The organism is Pseudomonadota bacterium (assembly GCA_010028905.1).
GTDB lineage: Bacteria > Vulcanimicrobiota > Xenobia > RGZZ01 > RGZZ01 > RGZZ01.
The window spans coordinates 1-2,888 of record RGZZ01000580.1; the positions used below are offsets into that span (position 1 = coordinate 1).

The following is a 2,888-nucleotide window of genomic DNA, read 5'->3' on the forward strand; positions in this document are numbered from 1 at the left end:
GCGCAGTGTAGGGAAGGCGGTGGAAATCTTCCTGGATTTTGCGTCATGCGTCCGTCTCACGCGAAGAAGATGAGCGTGGATGCGCGCAATTGGAGTCAGACGCGCGGGCGGAAGGGGGACGTCGCGTGCCGGCCGAAGCACCCGCGCCCACTGGGGTCCCCATTCTTATCCTGCCTGCTGCGCGCGACGCCCTGAGGCGTGTGTCCTGGGCGGATGCCGAAACATGCGGGGGCCGCGTACGAAGGAGTCTGCACAGTGAAGCTCGATGCGGTGTTCAACGGCAAACCCGGAGAGGCCCCCGCTGCCGCGGCGCGTCTCGAGAATCTCGGTCTCCACGGCATGTGGTCGCTCGACACCGGACACAATCCGTTCTACCCGTTGCTGCTGGGGGCAGAGCATTCGTCGCGCCTCACCCTCGGCACGGGCATCGCGGTGGCCCTGGCGCGCAGCCCCATGACCCTGGCGCAGGAGGCGTGGGATCTGGCCGATCTCTCAAAGGGCCGATTCATGCTGGGCATCGGCAGCCAGGTCGAGGCCCACATCGTGAAGCGCTTCTCGATGACCTGGGACAACCCCGTGGAGCAGATGCGCGACATGATCGGCGCGCTGCGGGCCATCTGGACTGCCTTCCAGACGGGGGGGCGGCTCAAGTACGAGGGCCGATACTATCGCCACACGCTGCTCACCCCGTTCTTCAGCCCGGGCCCCATCGAGCATCCGGACGTGCCCATCGTCGTGGCCGGGGTGGGCCCGCGCATGACCACCATGGCCGCTGAATGCGCTGAGGGCTTCATGCTGCACCCCTTCACCACGGCCTCGTACTTCGACAAGGTCACGGCGCCTGCCATCGCAGAGGGCCTGGCGACCTCTGGCCGTGAGCGCAGCGCATTCACCGTGGTCGCGCCGGTGTTCATCATCACGGGCACCGAGGCGCAGCAGCGCCGACTCGATATCGAGGTGCGCAAGCAGATCGCATTCTACGGTTCGACCCCCGCCTATCACGCGGTGCTCGAAGAGCTGGGCCAGGGCGATCTCGGCAAGGAGCTCAATCGGCTCTCAAAAGCCGGAGAGTGGGCTGCCATGGGGGCGCTCATCACCGACGATCTCGTTGATCACTTCGCCGTGCGCGCTCCGTTCGAGTCGCTTCCGGACGCGCTCCTGAGGCGATGGGGAGGCAAGGCCGATCGCCTCATCGCGCAGTTCCCGCTGCCCGAAGAGCACGCGGAAGCGATTCGGCGCTGCACCGACGTCCTCGCCGCGGCGAGCGTGTCGGCCTGAGCCGTGAGCAGACCCAGGCTCCTTCTCTTCGACATCGATCAGACCCTCATCGATACAGCGGGGGTGGGCATGCGGGCGCTGCGTCGCGCGCTCGAGGAAGTGGCCGGTCTTCCGCCGGAGGCCGTAAGGGTGAGTCCGGACGGGAAGACCGATCCGGCCATCCTCTCCGAGATCATCGAGGCGACGGGCCACGCCATCGGAGACCTCGAGGCAGCGGTCTGGGCGAGCTATGCGCTCTATCTGGGCGAAGCGCTGAGGCAGGTCGACGCACGACGCCAGATCAAGCCGGGCGTCCCCGCGCTGCTCGCGGCGCTCGCCAACGAGCCGCAGGCGCGCCTGGGCCTGTTGACTGGGAATCTCGAGCACACCGCCCGCATCAAGCTGGGGGCCTTTGCCCTCGACCACTACTTCGCCGTGGGCGGGTTCGGTTCAGACAGCGCCGATCGGTGCGCCCTCGGTCCCGTGGCATTGCGCCGGGCGTGCGCGCACTTCGATGCCGATCTCGTTGCCGCAGAGACATGGGTCATCGGTGACACGCCCCGTGACGTCGACGCCGCGCACGCGTTTGGCGCGCGCGCGCTGGCGGTGGCAACGGGGCGCAGCGACGTCGACGCGCTTGCCGCCACGGGTGCCGAGGCGGTTCTCCCGGACCTGTCAGACACCCAGGCCGTGGTGACCCTGCTCCTCTCGTGAGGGGGACGGCGACCCGTCTCGACGCTTCTCCCATTTTTCGCGTGGGCTTCACTCCTGTTCGTTGCGGAGCGGCGATAAACTGAGCCCGCGTCTTGCGACGGACTTCGCACAAGAGTTAACAAGACGTCAACATGTGATTGAATACCGTTACACGCTCCCCCTATGAGGCTTCGTCGGCGCTCTGTACAGTGACTACAGAACAGAGACGGCGACAGCAGGGCTGGGTCACGTTCGGGCTGCGAGGCTTGCACGCCGCTCCCCCAGGCTGACGCTGAAGAAGAGACTGAAGGGAGCCTCCCCATGGCAGACAAGAGCGGAGCAGCACCAGTGGGTGCGGTAGGAAAGGCGGGCGGCGGCGGCGGCGCGGCGGCGGCCCACGCACCGAGCGCGGGTGGCGGTGCGCCCAAGGCGCACGACGCGAGTCCCGCGGCCAAGCCAGAGGGCGCGCACGCGCCTCGCGGTGAGGCCAAGGCGGGCGAGGCCGCCGGCGCAGCGAAAGATCCGAAGGACACCACCTCGGTCTCTCCCGAGGCCGCGAGTGAAGCGGCCAAGAGCGGGCAGGTGCGCGACCATAACGGTCATCACGACCACCACGGCGAGAAGGGCGGCCCCAAGGGCGTTGATGGTGTCGGTGACAAGGGCAAGGGAGAGAATCCCGACAACACCCAGGCGCTCAAGGACCAGCTCTCCGGTCTGAAGAACCAGGTGAGCGATCTGCAGAAGCAGGTGGGCGACCTGAAAGACCAGCTGGGCAAGGACAAGCCTCAGGGGGCTGATGAGCAGCCGCAGCCTGATCAGGCGCAGCAGCCTCAGCCTCAGCAGCCCCAGGATGGTGGCGCCGGCGGTCCTCAGCAGGGCGGAGGCGGCGGTGGTCCTCAGCAGGGCGGCGGCGCCGGCGGTCCTCAGCAGGGCGGCGG

The 2,888-nt window shown here is 67.7% G+C and carries 3 protein-coding genes; 2 read left to right on the top strand and 1 reads right to left on the bottom strand.

Annotated features, from left to right (window positions below; translation table 11 throughout):
* Window positions 1-213 precede the first annotated feature (213 nt).
* Window positions 214-1,278, top strand: coding sequence for a TIGR03617 family F420-dependent LLM class oxidoreductase (locus EB084_23070; protein ID NDD31146.1), 1,065 nt, complete (start codon window positions 214-216; stop codon window positions 1,276-1,278).
* Window positions 1,279-1,281: 3 nt separating this feature from the next.
* Window positions 1,282-1,971 carry an HAD family hydrolase gene (locus EB084_23075; protein ID NDD31147.1) on the top strand — a complete coding sequence of 230 codons (690 nt, stop codon included), beginning with the start codon at window positions 1,282-1,284 and terminating at the stop codon, window positions 1,969-1,971.
* Window positions 1,972-2,196: 225 nt separating this feature from the next.
* Here EB084_23075 and EB084_23080 read toward each other — a convergent pair.
* A partial coding sequence (locus EB084_23080) for a hypothetical protein (protein NDD31148.1) occupies window positions 2,197-2,888 on the bottom strand: 692 nt, incomplete at its 5' end.

Coding starts and splice junctions, on each gene's coding strand:
- EB084_23070 (NDD31146.1), top strand. CDS start 214: ATGCCGAAACATGCGGGGGCCGCGTACGAAGGAGTCTGCACAGTGAAG.